8 protein-coding genes are annotated in these 16179 nt (G+C 59.1%); 3 read left to right on the top strand and 5 right to left on the bottom strand.

Features of this window, described 5'->3' with window-relative positions; all coding sequences use genetic code 11:
* Positions 1-17: 17 nt before the first annotated feature.
* The 3 genes from KFE13_RS01310 to KFE13_RS01300 form a co-directional block, all read right to left on the bottom strand.
* On the bottom strand, positions 18-5852 hold the full coding sequence (locus KFE13_RS01310) for a choice-of-anchor D domain-containing protein (RefSeq protein ID WP_260705322.1): 5835 nt from the start codon (positions 5850-5852) through the stop codon (positions 18-20).
* A 138-nt stretch (positions 5853-5990) separates the two neighbouring features.
* A complete protein-coding gene (locus KFE13_RS01305; protein WP_260705321.1) occupies positions 5991-6653 on the bottom strand; it encodes an HAD family hydrolase in 663 nt (220 codons plus the stop codon).
* A 105-nt stretch (positions 6654-6758) separates the two neighbouring features.
* Positions 6759-7523, bottom strand: coding sequence for an OmpA family protein (locus KFE13_RS01300; RefSeq protein ID WP_260705320.1), 765 nt, complete (start codon positions 7521-7523; stop codon positions 6759-6761).
* Between the two features lie 306 nt (positions 7524-7829).
* On the opposite strand from KFE13_RS01300, the gene uvrC reads away from it, so the two are divergent.
* Positions 7830-9803, top strand: coding sequence for an excinuclease ABC subunit UvrC (gene uvrC, locus KFE13_RS01295; RefSeq protein WP_260707011.1), 1974 nt, complete (start codon positions 7830-7832; stop codon positions 9801-9803).
* Here uvrC and KFE13_RS01290 read toward each other — a convergent pair.
* Positions 9800-12928: a serine/threonine-protein kinase gene (locus tag KFE13_RS01290; protein ID WP_260705319.1), complete on the bottom strand. Its 3129-nt coding sequence runs from the start codon at positions 12926-12928 to the stop codon at positions 9800-9802. The genes uvrC and KFE13_RS01290 overlap by 4 nt on opposite strands.
* Positions 12929-13116: 188 nt before the next feature.
* Between KFE13_RS01290 and KFE13_RS01285 the strand changes: the two genes are divergently transcribed.
* The gene (locus tag KFE13_RS01285) at positions 13117-13794 is read left to right on the top strand and encodes an HAD hydrolase-like protein (RefSeq protein WP_260705318.1); all 678 of its coding nucleotides are present in this window, start codon (positions 13117-13119) and stop codon (positions 13792-13794) included.
* A gap of 55 nt (positions 13795-13849) precedes the next feature.
* Positions 13850-14425, top strand: a complete 576-nt coding sequence (locus tag KFE13_RS01280) for an RNA polymerase sigma factor (protein ID WP_260705317.1) — start codon at positions 13850-13852, stop codon at positions 14423-14425.
* On the opposite strand, the gene KFE13_RS01275 is transcribed toward KFE13_RS01280, so the two are convergent.
* The gene (locus KFE13_RS01275) at positions 14413-16176 is read right to left on the bottom strand and encodes a L,D-transpeptidase family protein (RefSeq protein ID WP_260705316.1); all 1764 of its coding nucleotides are present in this window, start codon (positions 16174-16176) and stop codon (positions 14413-14415) included. The two genes, KFE13_RS01280 and KFE13_RS01275, sit on opposite strands and share 13 nt — an antisense overlap.
* Between the last annotated feature and the right edge of the window lie 3 nt (positions 16177-16179).

Raw genomic sequence — 16179 nt, 5'->3', positions numbered from 1 at the left:
GCTGTCGCCTTTGTTGTTTATTGGCGCGCGGTGACTGTCAGGTTGAGGGTGACGGTCTGCGAGAGAGACGTTCCTGCTGCGCTGGTTGCGGTGACTTGATACTGATAGGTTCCCGGTGGGGTGTAGCGCAGGTTGGGATCGGTGGGAGGAGTGAGGCTGCCTCCGCTGCCGCAGCCGGTGATGAAGAGCGCTGAGGCTGTGAACAGCGCTGCGAGGAGGGTGGTGCGCGTTCTTCGCAGAAAAAGAAGTGCGAAGGGCAGGAGACAGAGCGCGAGGGATTTGTCTGTGTGGCGAATGACGGCGCTGGCAGATAGCTCAGTGACAGTCGTGATGGTGGCGACGGAGCTCTGCGAAGCGGAGTTGTTGAGGGTGATGCTGGAAGGGAGCAGCGAGCAGGCAGCGTATTGTCCTGGATTGACGGGAGTGCAGTTGAGGATGACGGTGCCGGTGTAGCCGTTAAGTGGAGTGAGAGAGAGGTTGTAGTTTGCCGGGCGTCCGCTGGTGAGCGTGACGGAAGAGGAGGTGCCTCCATCGACGGTGAGCGCTATGGCTGCGGTTGGAGTTCCGATGCCAGTCAGTGGGACGGTGAGTGGTGAGTTGGGATCGGAGCTGGCGATGGAGAGTGCTCCGTTGCGTGCGCCTGTGGCAGTTGGCGTGAAGGTGATGGCGATGGCACAGCTTGCTCCGGCGGCGAGGGTGGTGGTGGAGCAGGGAGAGGTGATGGCGTAATCGCCGGTGATGGAGAGAGCGAGATTGCTGACCGGGGCGGTACCGGTGTTCGAGAGCGAGAGCGTAAGTTTGGAGGAGGTTCCGACAACGGTGCTGGCGAAGGTCAGGCTGGCGGGTGTGATCTGCAGGTGCGATTGCGCTCCGCTGCCGGTGAGATTCACGGTGAGTGGAAGCGCGGTGAGCGAGGTGATGATAGAGAGCGTGCCGTTGCGTGTGCCTGCAACTGTTGGCGTGAAGGCGATCTGGAGCGTGCAGGAGGCTCCGGATGCGAGTTGTGCTCCGGCTGCGGGGCAGTTGCCAGTGACGGCGTAATCGCCTGTGGTTGAGATGCCAGTGAAGGTGGCCGGAGTGGGGCTTCCGTTGGTGACTTGAATAGAAAGTGTAGCGGAGCTGCCAACGAGTACGGAGCCGAAGTCGAGCGCGGTGGGCGAAAGGACGAGTGTCGGGGGAGTTGCTGTGCCGAGGAGGCTGACGAAGTTGAGTGGCGTGCCTGCGTCGGAGGTGATTTCGAGCGCACTGATGACGGTTGAGATGGATTGTGAGGAAGATGCCTGCGGTGTGAAGGTGACGGTGACAGGGCAACTTGCTCCGGCGACGATGACGGGGCAGGCACCGGTGACGGTGAAGTCGGGTGTCGTGTTGAGGCTGGTGATGTGGATGGGGGCTGTGCCGGTATTGGCGATGGAGATGGTCTGCGGGGCGGATGCGTTGCCACCGGAGGTTGCGTTGAAGGTGAGGGAACTCTGCGAGGTGGTGTAGGTGATCAGCGGAGCGATGTTCGAAGGGGTGGCGACGGTGAGAGGTGTGACGGTGCCGGTGAGGTCGATGAAGTCGGGGCTGGAGAGAGCGTCGCTTTCAACGACGAGCGTGCCGGTGTCGGTGTTGAATGGTGCGGGGGAAGAGCCGGTAGCGGTTTGGTTGAGCGGACTGTAGGTGAGGGTGACAGAGCAGCTTTGGGCGGCTGCCAGCGTGGTGCCGCATGTGGTTGTGGCGAGGAAGGGCCATTCGCTGGTGATACGGCGGACGGTGACGGGTTTGTTGCCGGAGTTTGTAAGCGTCAGTGTGCGTGTCGCGGTCTGGCCTGAGGGGACCTGGCCGAAGTCGACGAGGTTGCCAGGGAGAAGAGAGCCGGTGATTGTGATCGAACCGGAGCCTGAGCCGAAGCCTTCGACATAGCCGAGACCGTTGAGCGTGGCGCTGCCGTCGGTGGGTGTGGCCTGGGCGAAAAGCGTGCCGGTGATGGCTCCGTTGGTGAGTGGCACGAAGGTGACAGCGAAGGCGCACGAGCCGTTGGGAGCAAGCGCGGCGCATGGCGGCTGTGTGAGAGCCCACTGTCGCGGGAGAGCGAGGGAGAGGGTCAGCGATTTTGCGGTCAGATTGTTGATGGTGAACTGACGCGTGAGTCCCAGCGTGGAGGTTGCAGCCGGGCCATAGCTGGCTTGCGAGGGAAGAATCTGCAGGCCGATGTCTTCGGAGGTATAAGCGCCGGTGAGCGCAACGGAATAGGTGGTCTGCGGGCTGCCGGGGGCTGAGCTGGTGACGGGGATGGAGAGCGTTCCTGCTACGGTGGCGTTGGTAGGAGTGAAGGTGACGGTGATGGTGCAGGTGGCTCCGGGAGTAAGCGTGTTGCAGGTGGTTGTGGGTTGGAAGCTGATGGAGCTTGATGTCGGCGTTGCGATGGTGAGGTTGTAGATGCCCGTGTTGGTAAGCGTAATGCTCTGCCGCATGGCGGTGGTTCCGGGCACATTGCGGAAGATGAGTGCTTCAGGATTGAGCGAAAGACCGGGATCGGGAGAGCCGTAGCCGGTGAGTGTGGCTGAGGCGGTTGCCGTGCCGGAGGAGATGGTCAGGCTTCCGGTTCCGAGACCGGTGGCGGTGGGAGCATAGACGATCTGCACGAAGCAGGAGGCCGCAGGGGAGAGTGGGCCGTTGCAGGCGGCTCCGCCTGTGGGTGCGCTTGAGAGAGCGAAATCACCGGTGACGATGGGAGTGGAGAGATTGGCTGTGGTGGGTGTGAGGTTGGTGAGGGTAAACAGGATCGGTGCGCTGGAGCTATGGACGGCGACGGGGCCGAAGTCCTGTTGTGCGGGAGAGAGAAGTAGGCCGGTGAGAGGGAGGCCATTGCCGGTGACGGAGAGCGTATATGGATTTCCGCTGGCGCTTGATGCGAGGGAGAGCGAGACGGCTTGAGGTCCTGCTGTGGCGGGAAGGAACTGGATGCCGAGCCAGCAGTTGTAGCAAGAGCCGATAGCCGATGGAGTGAATGCGGAGGACGGTGGCTGGCCGTGTCCATAGCCGATGTCTTCAACAAGGACGACGCCGAAGCTGCCATTAATGGTTGCGGTGAGCTGGGTGAATGGCTGCGTGATCTTGTACCACTGCACAACCGGTTGGCCGATGGGTGTGCTGCCGAGATCGATGGTGCCATTGTTGGAGGCGAGGATGGACGTGCCTGTGCCGGTGAGGTTGACGTAGGTGGGTGTCGTTCCCGCTCCTGTGGAAACGGAGAGCAGGCCCTGGCGGATGCCGGGCTGCGAAGGCGCGAAGGAGATGACGGAGGAACAGCTGGTGCCTCCAGCGAGTACTGCGGGACAGTTGGTGGATTGCGTGAAGTCGCCGGTAAGCGAGAGGGTGAGAGGAAATGGTTGCGCGCCGGTGTTCGCAATGGTGGCGGTCTGCATGCCAGCCGATGTGGAGGTGACGACGATCGCATTGGGGAAGGTGATGGAAGAGGGCGTGACGGAGAGGCTGGGGTTGACGGTTGAGCCCCCAGCGCCGGGTTGCGGGATGGTCTGGCCGGTGACGAGGACGCTCATGCCCTGGTCGAGTGAGAGCGTGACGGAGTCGGAGGATGTCTGCGGTGAGAGATAGTCGATCTGAAGCTGGCAGATGGAGTGTGGCTCGAGCACGGTAGGGCAGCGGTCGGCGACGGTGAAGACGGATGCGGATGGCAGTGCGACGGGCGTGTGCTGGATCGCGGAGGTGGAGTTGTTAGAGATGTAAAGATAACGCGGCAGGCGCAGGCTTCCAGGTGTCGAGAACTGTGTGCCGAAGTCGATGTGGCTGGCGGAGAGGCTGAGAGCTGTGAGCTGGGTATAGGTGGTGAAAATGAATGCAGCTGAGTTGCTTGTATAGCCAAAGGTAAAAGGGACTCCTTCTGTAGCGCTTGCCGGTACCGATGCCTTGAAGATGAGGTGGCAGCTTGCTCCGGGCTGCATGGAGAGAGGGAGATTTGTGTTGGGGCAGTCCGTCGAAACGACGATTGGGTTTGCGTTGTTGGGATCGGGCACGAGGAGAAGTGCGGGGAAGCTCTGCGCTGTCGCATTGAGGTTCGTAATGGTGATGGTGCGGGTGCTTGGCGGATCGACGGCGGTGATGATGCCAAAGTCGACCTCGCTGGGTGTGAAGACGAAAGCAGCCGGTGTCTTGGTAATCGCAGGAATATTGGCGGTCTGCGTTGAGGTGTTGGCGGCTTGCACGGTCAGAGTGCCGGGGCCCGAACCGGTGAGAAGAAGATTGCATTCTGCTCCAGCGCCGAACTGTGGGGGGCAGTTGTGGGCGACGGTGAAGCCGGTTGCTGCGATCTGGAGATTGGTTGCGGTTTGCGAGCCGAGATTGCGCAGCGTGATGTTAGGCGCGGAGTCGGTGGAAAGTGCAAGCGCAGCTCCGGCAGTGAGGTTGAACTTCGCGAGGTAGGCGCCGGAGCCGGTGCAGAGGCTTCCGCAGTTGGCGCCGATGGGGAGCATCGCATCGCGCAATGTCGATGGGAGCGCAGGAGTTGGGCTGTTGAACAGCGGCAGATCGAAGGTTTTGGTCGCTAGCTGGCTTGCGCTTGCGCTTGGAGCGGCGTTCCCAGCGAAGAGGGGTTGTCCGGTGGAATCAACCGCAATGGATGAGATATTGACAGGCACATTGGCTGAGAACGAAGGACCCGCGCCGCCTATGCGGAGTGTCTGATCGATGTTGCTCTGTGAGTTGATACGGAGTCCGGCAGTGCCTCCAATGTCGGAGATAGCCGGTAAGGGAAGCAGTGGGGAGATGAGCGGAACTGTAGCCCAGGCTGCGGCGTTGGGAGCAGGTGCAATGACAGACTGCTTACCGGGTGCGAGGAGAGTTGAGCTGAGCACGCGGCTGCCGTCCAGCGGCATACGAACCGCTACCTGGTAGTCAGCTGCGACGAGCGGCGTGTTGACGGTTGCAACAGGGAACTGACCGAGGGCGATGGTTCCGGAGAAGATGAGGTTCTGGGTTGCGGTATCGAATGCAAGAGAGGTAATACCGCTGCCGGGGATGAAGGTGGAGAAGGCGAGTCCGTCTCCATTGGGTGTGAGCCTGGTGAGGAAGCCGGAGGAGGTGCCGATGATGGCGGGGACGACGGCGGCGACGGTGGGGTAGCCCGCGGAGGTGGTGTATCCGGCGATGTAGGCGTTGTCCTGCGTGTCGACGGCTATAGCTGCTGGGGTTGTGTCTCCACCGAAGCCGCTGAGGTAGGTGGAGTAGACAAGGGCTGTGCCGCTGGTGTTGAAACGTTCGACGAAGCCGTTGCCAAAGCTGCCGGATGCCGGAGTCTGGATGATGGCGGAGGCGGTGACGGGAAGCGTGTTAGTAAAGATGCTTCCTGTGATGAAGACGGCGTCGGCGGTGGCGGCTATGCCGGTGACCGCGGTGCGTCCGCTGCCAGCATAGGTGACGAAGAGCGGGGTGAGGGTGGAGTCGAATTTGGCGATGAAGGAGTTGGTCGACGAATCGGCACGCGCAGGAAAGACTGCACCGGGGGTTCCGGCGATGGCGCCTGAGGTTGTGGTTCCGGCGACGTAGACATTGCCGGAGGGATCGAGCGCGAGAGCGATACCTGTGTCTCCGGTGGTCCCGAGCTGGGCCTGAGCATAGATCTGCGTGGCTCCGGGGTCGGTTTTGAGGATGCGAACGCCATCCTTCTGGTCGTAGAGAAGATAGAGGTTTCCGGCGCTGTCGATTTGAATGGCGTTGAACTGTCCCTTGCCGGCGGTGGCTCGAAGGCCGGCGAAGGCAAGCTGCTGTTGTGTGTTCTGCGCGATGACCAAGGGCGTGCAGAACGCAAGAAGGCAGAGAGAAGAGAGCAGGAGCCCAGAGAATCGCTTCATGGTGATATGGCTGCGGCGATGCGCTGAGTGCAGCCTGTCCTCAATATCCATGGATACAGATGAGTTTAGTTTTTTGAGCCGTTATTTTCGGTACGAAGGTTTCTGCTATTCCATTTTGGGAAATGCTCTGCGGTGAAGCTATGACACAGAGGATGCAGAGAGGTTAAGAAGGTAGCCGAGGTTGCGGTTCTCCATCTCGCGGAGGAAGGCGGGATGATCGGAGTACTGGATGGCTTGCATGCCGAAGTCGCGGGCCGCGGCGATGTTTTCTGCCTTGTCGTCGATGAAGAGGATGTGTTCGGGAGGCGTGTTGAGTCCCCTGGCTGCTGCGGCGTAGATCTCGGCTTCGGGTTTGGCAAGCAGGAGCCTGTAGGACCAAACGTGATGGTCGAAGGCGGCGAGCCAATCGAGTTTACGCAGCAGGCCATCGGTCATTTCGTCGCCGATGTTGGAGAGGATGCCGGTGCGCATGCCTGCGGTCTGAAGTCGTTGCGCCCAGTCGAGCATGGGAGCGTTAATCCGGCTCCAGAGTTGGATGTCGGCTTCGATAAGCTCGGCGACCTGATTTGCGGAGAAAGAGATGCCTGCATTGGCAGCGACTTTGTGCCAGTAGTCGATGCCGGTGAGCTCGCCACGATCATAGGCATGACGAAAGGCCCAGTAGCCCTGAGCGAAGGCCTGATTGTCGAGGCCGCTGATCTGGAGCATATGCTGCCAGGCGACAGGGTCGGGAGAGAGGGAGAGGACCTGACCGAAGTCAAAGAGGACGGCCTGGATGGAGGGACGCTGTGTTGAGTTCATAGCTTGCTGCCATTGTAGGGGAGAGGAGCGAAGCACGAAAAAGCGCCGAACCGATTACGGCGGTCCGGCGCTTTTCGTTTTAGGGAGAGCTGTAATGGTTGAAGCTTAGTGAGCGGAGTTCATTGCTGTGTTGGGGGAGCTGGGCTGCTCCATGTTGGTCATGAGCTTCACCTCGACGCGGCGATTCTTTGCGCGTCCAGCTGAGGTATTGTTGCTGGCGACTTCCTGATCTTTGCCAATGCCGATCAGGTAGAACTTATGCGGAGCGATGTTGTACTTGCTGGACAGATAGTTGACGACAGCGTCGGCGCGGCGCTGGCTGAGGCCGTAGTTGTAATTCGCGTCGCCGGTCGAGTCGGTTCCACCAGTAACGGCAAGGATGTAGCTGCGCTTATCGGTAAGGCTGGCAGCGAAGTCGTCGAGTGTCTTTTTGTCAGAGGCCGTGAGAACGGACTTGTCGAAAGCGAAGGTCACGCTGACGTCAGCGATGGATTTGTAATTGTCGAGGTTGGCAATGACGCCGCTCAGTGAATCGACACGGTTGTAAGCTTCCTGAGCGGACTGGCCTGCAGTCGAGGCAGACTGACCGGCTGCCTGCGCATGCTGTTCGGCGGTATCCGCCGCACCCTGTGCGGTCGCGATGCCTTTCTGCGCGCGATCGTCGGTGTCGCGGATATTGCGATGATCCGAGGCGGTCTTGGCATCGAGGTCATTGGCCTGCTGAATGACGGGAGTCGTCTGCGAACGAACGTAATTCTTGGTCGAGCAGCCGATCGTAAGAGTGAGCAGAAGCGAACCTGCGAGCGCAGCGGTGCAGGCAGAACCATATTTCATTTTGTTGCTTGCAATATTCAGGCTTGTGGAGCTCATCGCGTTATCTCCTCTTGTCGCAGCATTTGTATAAATTCATCTGCTACTGACAGTTACGCTGATAACAAAGCAATTGCATTGCCAAAGCCGTAATGAATGTAAGCTGTTTAGAATGAGTACTGTGGCGCAGATATTTGCAGTTTCGCTGGTTTTCGGCATCTGGGAGGATATGGAACTTTTGTTGTAGATGAGAGTCAAATCTACTCAGGCAACCCGGCGACGAAAAGACGAATACACTTGGTAACTAAAGCCCTCGTGCAGCAGGACTTCGCTGCGGGAGAAAAGCTTCGAGCAAGTCAGCTTCCAATGGATCTTTACGAGAAAATTCGAACCCTCCCTACCTCCCCCGGTTGTTACCTCTACAAGAACGCCGAGGGCGAGGTGATCTACGTCGGCAAGGCGAAGAACCTGCGCGCGCGGGTGAGGTCGTATTTTCTGGAGGCATCGCAGGCGAACGCGAAGACGGGCACGCTGATGCGCGAGGCCGTGGATGTGGACTACATCACGGTGGCGAACGAGCATGAAGCACTGGCGCTGGAAAATAACCTGATCAAGCAGCGCAAGCCACGATTCAATATTCTGCTGCGCGATGACAAGACGTATCCCTATATCAAGCTGACGATGGGAGACCGGTATCCGAAGGTCTTTGTGACGCGCAGACTGCGCAAGGATGGCAGCGCATACTTCGGGCCGTATTTCCCGGGGAACCTGGCGTACAGGCTGGTGGACCTGATCCATCGGAGTTTTCTGATCCCCAGTTGCAAGGTCGATCTGTCGCGTTATCACCCGCGTGCGTGCCTGCAGTATTACATCAAGCGCTGCCTGGGGCCTTGTGTGGAGGGTTTTACGACTCCAGAGGAGTACCGGCAGGCCGTGAGGGATGTGCAGCTGTTTCTGGAGGGGCGCCCAAGCGAACTGGAGCAAAGGCTGACGGCACGCATGCAGCAGGCGGCTGAGGCAGAGCAGTATGAACTGGCGGCGCGGCTGCGCGATCAGGTATCGACGGTACATCAGATGCTCGATAAGCAGAGGATTGCGACGGCGGAGAACGAAGATGCAGACGTCTTCGGCTTTCATTATGAAAACGAGATGCTGGCTGTGAATCTGTTCCACATGCGTTCGGGAAAGATTGTGGACCGGCGCGAGTTCTTTTGGGAGGACCTGCCGGATTTGACGACCTTCGGCGATGCGGATGAGGTAGAGGATACGGATAATCTGCAGCGACTGGAGCCGACGCCGACGGCATCCGCGCCTGAGGTGGGTGAAGGGAGCACGACGGTGCAGCATGCGGCGGTAACGGAGCCTGGAGCGCCGTTCAGTCCTGCAGCATTCTTTTCGGCGTTGCTGAAGCAGCTTTATCTGGACCAGGGATATGTGCCGCGCTCGGTGCTGGTTCCGGTGGATTTTGCGGATCGCGCGGTGCTGGCCGATATGCTGGCGGGACGGACGGGGCATCGCGTGGAGATTCTAGCGCCGCAGCGAGGAGAGAAGCGTTCGCTGGTGGATCTTGTGTGCCAGAACGCAAAGCAGTCTTTCGACCAACGGTTCCGCGTGCTGTTGCCTTCGCAGAAGGCGATTGCTGAGGCGCTGCAGGATGCGTTGATGCTGGAGGAAGTGCCGAAGAGGATTGAGTGTTTCGATATCTCGCATATACAGGGAGCAGAGACGGTCGCGTCGATGGTGGTGTGGGAAGACGGCGCGATGAAAAAGTCGGAGTATCGCAAGTTTCAGGTGCGCACGGTGACGGGAGTGGATGATTTTGCTTCGATGCGCGAGATTATTCATCGTCGGTACAAGAAACTGCTGGAGGAGAAGAGGCCGTTTCCTTCGCTGATTCTGATCGACGGTGGTCTGGGGCAACTGCATGCCGCTGCCGATGCTTTGAATGAGCTTGGGATTACGCTGCAGCCGCTGGCTTCGATTGCGAAGAAGGAAGAGGTGATCTATGTCCACGGACAGGAGAGCGATCCCGTGGTGCTGGACCGAAGGTCACCTGTGCTGCATCTGGTGCAGAAGATACGAGACGAGAGTCATCGGTTTGCGATCTCGTACCATCGCAAGCGGCGCGAGATGAGAGATCGTGACTCGGAGCTGCTGGCGATTCCGGGGGTGGGGCCGCGGACGAGACAGAGACTGTTGGAGCATTTTGGCAGCCTGCGTGGGATTCGGCAGGCGACGCCGGATGCGCTGACGGCGGTGGTCAATACAGCTACGGCACAGAGGATTCGCGATTACTTTGCTGCGGAGGCCACTCTGCCTGTTCTGCAGCCGAAGGATTAGTGGCGTAGCGTTGCTACGAGTGCAGATTGCTTCTGCAGAGCAGCAAGCGACTGCGAGTAGAGGCTGACTCCTGAGAGATAGACAGCACCGCGATGTTCTGTGATGGCGCGCAGATTGTCGGCGGCCTGTTGCGGCTTGCCTGATGACGCATAGCCGAGCTGAAGAAGATAGGGCAACAGGGCGGGATCGTTTTGCGCGTCGATCTCTTCCAGTGTCTGAATGGCCTGTGCGTAGTTTTTGCTGGAGAGATCGACGGCGGCCTGAAGCTCGAGAGGGCCATAGGCAAGCCCGGCGAAGCCGTTAGAGCGAAGGTTTGCGAGGGCGGCCTTGGCTTGTTCGACAGCGGCCTGTTTGCTGCAGAGTGCGTTCGTCATACCGTTGCGGAAGATGGTGATTGGTCCTTGAGGGAGCGAATGGGCCATCTGCAGCAGAGGCATCGCGTCGTTGCAACGGCTGGCAAGTGCGCGGTTGAGCGCAGCCTGCGTCAACATGGAGGCGCTTGCGGAAGAGAGGCCGGGAATCGTAGCGGCCATGGCTGCAGCTCTTGTCCATCGCTGCTCTGCTGCGCTCAGGTCGCCCCGATTATCGAGATAAAATGCGTAGTCGGCGAGGCTCGCAGGAGTTGCTGGTCGAGAGGTTGAACTCGCGGCCACATCCTCTTTTTCGAGCGCAGTGTTATTTCCGCGCGAGAGATAGGCGGCGATGAGGCCGATGCGATTGGAGAGGACTCCAAGCTGTGTAGCTTTCGCTTCGAGCTTCAGCGCATCGTTATAGCGGTCGAGGCCGATCATCGCCTGCTCGGCTTCGGCATACGCATCGGCGCGGGTTGGATCCGTGTTGTATGCCTGCTGCGCGGCGAGCAGAGCTTCGACGTAGTGCCCCTGCGCATGCAGGACGCGGGCCAGTGCGATCAAGCCGTCGACATCGCCCGGATAATGGCTGTTGTACTGGCGGATTGTTGAGGTGGCACGCGTGTAGTCTCCAGTAGCCAGCATTTCGTAGCAGAACCGGGTAAGAAGACGAAGATGCTGGTCTCCGCTTCGTGCAGCGGCCTGTGCCCGCTTTGCTTCATCCGCGGCAGCGACTTCGGCGTGTTGTGCCTGATAGAGCCACGCCAGCTTTAGATGAGCCTGTGCGAACTGATCGTCGGATGCAGCTGCCTGCCGGTATGCGGCGAGGGCATCGAGAGTACGGCCGGCTTCGAAATCGGTGTCGGCGCCGGAGTATGCCTTGAGTGCGGCCATGTTTGCGGAGGCCTGACGGCTGAGAGGCTCGCTGGAGTCGGCGATGGATGCTTTACTCTCACCGAATTCGGAACGGAGCTTGTGTGCAAGGCGATCGATTGCAGCCGGTATCTCATTCTGCGAACCAGCCTGCTCGGTGATGCTGAGCAATCTGTCGTTGGAGTCGGAACGGAGCGCATCGATGCGGATGATGTATGGCGAGCCCTGCTGGCTGTGCGCGATTTCGCCATAGAGATAGGCCTTCGCGCCTGTTCTTTGCGCAACGATGCGTGGGGATGTTTTTTCAGCCGACGCGCTGTTGGCCTCCAACGCGATACTGCGTAGTCCTGCCTGGTAGGCTTCTTCGCCCTGCAGGCTAAGAGTGGGAGATTGCGCGAGAGAAAGTTCAAGCCCTTCAAGGACGGGACCGCCTAGCGATTCTCCGGTTTTGTCCTGAAGCGGTGTTAGCAGCAATGCGTCTTTAGGGCCCAAGGCAGCCGAGCTTAGATGGACTTCTCGTATGACGGCCATGCCTGCTACTGCAAGTGCGATGGCGATAACCACGGCAGCTGCCTTTGGCATCCATCGCTTTGAAGCGGCGACGCTCTCGGCAGCGTGGGAGGGTTCATGCTCAGGAAAAGGGCTTTCACCTAGGCCAAACTCGAATTGCGTCATGCCTGAGGCGGAGCGCGACAGGGCAGACGATTCGTTACTCGACGATGCGTCGTTTGCGTGGCTGACGGAGGAGCTTCCCGTAGCCAATACGGCGGTCGTAGCCGCAGCCGCGGTTATTGCCTGACGTGGAGGCAGATCCTGCGGCTGAATGCGAAGCGGCTTGATAAAGATGCCGCCTGAGCTGGGTTTGGGATCGCGGGGTACGGCAATGATTTCTGGTCCACTATCACGTCGTACGCGACGGCGATTGCGCGCAACCGGCTCGAAGGACGGAACGATGGGCACAGGAGCGGGAAGCCCCTTCTTCAACCAGGTTCCTTTGGTCATTCTGCCAGAGAGGCGTTCCAAAGTTGCGCTCAGTTCGCGGGCGGTCTGGTATCGCTTTCTCTTGTCTTTTGAGAGGAGCTTGAGGATGACACGCTCGAGATCGCGCGAGATGGAATCGTTCCAATTGCGGACGGGCTCAGGGTCGTGCTCGAGGATCTGCACGAAGACCTGCGTGCTGTTGGTTCCGCTGAAAGGCGTATGGCGTGTGGCCATCTCGTACATGACGACGCCAAGAGAGAAGAGGTCGGAGCGAGCATCAAGAACATGCCCGCGTGCCTGCTCGGGCGACATATAGGAGACGGTGCCAACGGTGACGCCTTCGACGGTGAGGCTCAGGTGCGAGAGGTCATCGTCCATGTGGCGGCCGGGGTCTCCTTCGGTGAGCATGGGCCGGATGGTGCGTATGGCGGGTCGGCCGACCTTGGCCAGACCGAAATCGAGAACCTTTGCCTGGGTTGGGCTTCCATTTTTTTTGACGAGGAAGATATTGGCCGGCTTGATATCGCGGTGCACGATGCCTTTGGCGTGCGCGGCGGCGAGGGCATCGGAGACTTCGCGGGCATAGGTGACGATTTCTTCAGAGGAAAGGGCCCGGTGGGCGATGCGCTCTTTGAGGGTCTCGCCTTCGAGCAGCTCCATGACGAGGTAGGGAGTGCCGTCCTGCTCGCCGATATCGAAGATGGTGCAGATGTTGGGGTGGTTGAGACGCGAGGCTGCGCGTGCTTCCTGAAGGAATCGCTCGCGCATGCCGGGCACGTGGTAGCTGTCGCGCACGAGCTTAATGGCGACCTCGCGATGGAGGCGTTCATCCCAGGCACGAAAAACGAGTCCCATGCCGCCGCTGCCGACGCGGCCAAGAATTTCATACGGCCCGAACATCTGGCCCACTTCTGGTGTCATTCGCAGAACTCTTTCAAAATGTGCCGAGTACGTTCCGCCGGCGCTATCTCTCTGAGGCTCATCATAGAGGCGGGTTACCCGGTAGCGACATGCCACCTTAGTCGTGTTACCGAGTCACCAAGACGGTCATATAATCAGTTTGTAACTATCCTCTTATGCCTTCCCCGCTATACAGATCCAGACAGACATTGTTGATCGATGCCGACGATACGTTGTGGGAGAACAATGTCTATTTTGAGCAGGCGATCGCCTCGTTTATCTCGTATCTCGACCATCAAGTTCATACTCCGGCTGAGGTTCGCGAGCATCTGAACCGCTGCGAACATGCGACGATTGCCGCCCATGGATATGGCCTGGCGAGCTTTCGCCGCTCGCTGGAGGATTGTTACGAGCAGTTGGCGAATACTTCTCTCACGGTAGAACAGAGGCGGCGCATCGACAGTTTTGCTGACAGCATTGCGCAGAAGGAGATTGAGTTGCTTCCGCGCGTTGCTGAGACGCTTGAGGATCTGTCGGCGCGGCATCGGCTGATTCTGGTGACGAAGGGGAACTATGCCGAGCAGACCAGCAAGTTGGAGCGCTCGGGGCTGGCGCGGAATTTTTCCGCTGTTGAGGTGCTGCCGGAGAAGCATAACGAGGCGTATCAGGCGCTATCGCTAAATCATGGATGTGAGGCTGACTGTACATGGATGATAGGCAACAGCCCGAAGTCGGATATCAATCCAGCCTTGAACGCGGGGCTGCATGCAGTCTTTATCCCTCATGCATTTACGTGGGTTCTGGAGCATGAGACGGTGAGTGAACCACCGCAGGGTCGGCAGCTGCTGCAATTGGAATCTTTTAGCGACCTACTGCTGCACTTCTAGTCTTCGCTGGTACTTTTCGTGCTTTCGCGCATCCTGAATAGGAATGGAAGTTTTGGTGAAAACGAGTGCGGCGGAAGCTGATCCGATAGCTGGCTTGAGTGCACGGCACGAGCAGTTCCTTCGCTTCGTCGAGCGGAGAGTGCTGGACAGACAGGCGGCTGAGGACATTCTTCAGGCAGCGTATGCACGCGCTGTGGTGCAGGGAGAATCCTTACGCAGTGTAGAGTCTGCGGATGCATGGTTCTATCGCATTCTGCGAAATGCTGTGATCGACTACTACCGGCACCGTGCAGTGGAAGGCCGGGTGATGACTGCGCTTGAGGAAGAAATGGATGCTCCTGCAACGGCTGCAGAAGACAAGCCGAATATATGCTCGTGCATGCAGAGGGCGATCGATACTCTGAATCCTGCCTATGCGGCGGTGCTTCGAGAGGTAGAGTTGAGCGACGCAGTCGATTCGCTTGATACCTTTGCGCGGCGGAACGGGATTACGAACGGCAATGCTGCTGTACGCGCCCATCGCGCGCGGAAGGCGTTGGAGAAGAGTCTTCGGCACACGTGTGGAAGTTGTGCCGGGGCTGGGTGTCTTGACTGTACATGCGGGACGAAGGCTGCGACTCACCAGGGGTAGGGTGGCCCTTTGGCCAGGACGGCGTCCAGCTTCTTGTCGTGTCCGTAGATGTCGTCGAAGAAGTGGACGGTGCCGTCTTCATCCGGAACAGCGGTTACATATAGCAGAAGTACGGGGATTTCGGTTACGAGATTGACCTGGCGGTTGTCGGGGCCGGCGTCCATCGCTTTTTGCACTGCTTCGGTTGTCCACTTGCCTCCGTCCTGATTGCGCAGCAGGAAGGAAGCCAGTTCAGCGGGGTGTTCCAGACGGATGCAGCCGTGGCTGAAGTCGCGGCGCGACTGCGAGAAGAGTTGGACTGCGGGGGTGCTGTGCAGGTAGACGTTGTTCGAGTTAGGGAAGATGAACTTGATGAGTCCGAGTGAGTTCTTTGGGCCGGGCTTCTGGCGCGCACCGTACTTGCCGCTGCGGAGCCCTGCAACGAGATCAGCTGTACTGGCACCGGCAGGAGCTCCCACGATTTCGAAGTTCTCTTTGGAGAGATAGGCGCGTCCACTCCGATTTATACCGGGGATCACGGAGGATCGCACAATGCTGCGAGGCACATACCAATAGGGCCGAAAAATGATGTATTGGATGTCGTCAGTGAAGACGGGTGTTTGCGTTGGGGCTGCTTTGCCCACGACGACATTCATCGCGAGGCCAACTTTTTGCTCCGGCTCAAAGGCGCGAAGACGAAACTCAGGAATGTTGACGACGACGGGGGGCTGCGGAAATTCTGGCGGCATCCAACGCCAACGCTCAAGAGCATCGGCAAGCTGGCGCACACGCGATAAAAGAGGAACGTTGAGAGCGCGGACGGTTGCTGCGGTGAGCGTGCCGTCTGGAGTCAGGCCGTGGCGCATCTGGAAGTGTTTGACTCCCTCGGCTACGGCTGCGTCGTAATTATCAAGCTCTCCACCTGCGGGCATGTCGCCGAGCAAGCGCAGACGTGCTACGAGTTGCGGAACGCCGGGATAGTCATCACCGGGCTTTATGGTTTTGCTGACTTGAGGAACAGCAGGGCCGTCACCGGCAGCGGCGAGTTTCTGGTAGTGGACGAATGCGGCTTCGGTCTGGCGGTAGCCGTCGAATGGCGGTTCGATTTTGTCGAGAGCATTCTTCACATCGGCGGCATTCAATAGCTGCTGCGCGAAGAACTGTGGCAGGTCGTACTTTTTAGCAGCAGCATCGATGCCGAACTTGAAGTGTTTTGGATTGACCCGGCCGATGTGCAGGTCGGAGACATAGCGCATGGCTGTTACCGTGAGGACGACATCGAACTCTGCCTTCTGCGCGTCACTTGCACCTTTGAGAGCATCCAGCCTCGCTGACCACCTGGTTGCGTCATAGTCGGCGGGAGAGAGTCCCTTCTGCTCGCTGGCCTCGAGTGCTTCGATGATGCCTTTGCCTTCGGGGCTGATTCCGTCGCTGCGCAGCCAGAGTGGAGTGTATCCAGAGTTTCGATAGATCGTCGCCAGGTGTTCTTTATAGTCGGTAAAGTTCGGCTGCTGCATCGATTCGAATTTGCCTGCGGCAATGATCTCTCGAATCCGATCGCCGAAGGCTGAGGAGACCTGCGCTGGTGACGACGAAGGAGCGGTCTGCGGGATAGGTTCAATCTTTCCGTTCTGTACAGGGCGAGGAGCAGGCACTTGTGCGTGTCCTGTGGCTTTGGTGCATCCGGCTGTGAAAGGAAGCAGCGCGGAGAGAAACAGCGCCAGATGAATGCAGCGTTGGGTCGATTTGGTTGGGTGTAAGGAAGAAGTCATCAG

The sequence above is a fragment of the Edaphobacter flagellatus genome, assembly GCF_025264665.1.
Lineage (GTDB): Bacteria > Acidobacteriota > Terriglobia > Terriglobales > Acidobacteriaceae > Edaphobacter > Edaphobacter flagellatus.
This window is presented reverse-complemented; position numbering and strand designations above follow the sequence as displayed.

Bases quoted from the DNA above. Each gene is read 5' to 3' on its own strand.
- KFE13_RS01275 (WP_260705316.1), bottom strand. From the start codon at position 16,176: ATGACTTCTTCCTTACACCCAACCAAATCGACCCAACGCTGCATTCAT.
- KFE13_RS01305 (WP_260705321.1), bottom strand. From the start codon at position 6,653: ATGAACTCAACACAGCGTCCCTCCATCCAGGCCGTCCTCTTTGACTTC.
- KFE13_RS01310 (WP_260705322.1), bottom strand. From the start codon at position 5,852: ATGAAGCGATTCTCTGGGCTCCTGCTCTCTTCTCTCTGCCTTCTTGCG.
- KFE13_RS01300 (WP_260705320.1), bottom strand. From the start codon at position 7,523: ATGAGCTCCACAAGCCTGAATATTGCAAGCAACAAAATGAAATATGGT.
- uvrC (WP_260707011.1), top strand. From the start codon at position 7,830: ATGGATCTTTACGAGAAAATTCGAACCCTCCCTACCTCCCCCGGTTGT.
- KFE13_RS01290 (WP_260705319.1), bottom strand. From the start codon at position 12,928: ATGACACCAGAAGTGGGCCAGATGTTCGGGCCGTATGAAATTCTTGGC.